General features: G+C 42.6%; 1 pseudogene. It reads right to left on the bottom strand.

The window, feature by feature from the left end:
• Positions 1-326, bottom strand: a pseudogene (locus DWY07_RS13265) (hypothetical protein); the annotation flags it as partial.

Below are 326 nucleotides of genomic sequence, written 5' to 3'. Positions count from 1 at the left end.
TGGTACATATGTACTTGTATCTCCATTTGGTTTTAACACCTTTACAGGAATACCACCATCCTCTCCTGTCTCATTCATTTCAAAAGCTTCCTCTTCTGTGTCTTCTGGTATTTCCTCTACTTCTGCTTCTTCTAATCCTTCTGCAGGGGTGAAATCTTCCTCCATCTCCGAAACTTCTTCAGAGGCTTCTTCTTCCGTATCTTCTGGTATTTCCTCTGCTTCTGCTTCTTCTAATCCCTCTGCAGGGGTGAAATCTTCCTCCATCTCTGAAGTTTCTTCAGAGGCTTCTTCTTCCGTATCTTCTGGTATTTCCTCTACTTCTGCTT

The sequence above is a fragment of the Clostridium sp. AF23-6LB genome, from assembly GCF_003461085.1.
GTDB classification, from domain to species: Bacteria; Bacillota; Clostridia; order Lachnospirales; family Lachnospiraceae; genus Coprococcus; species Coprococcus ammoniilyticus.
This window is presented reverse-complemented; position numbering and strand designations above follow the sequence as displayed.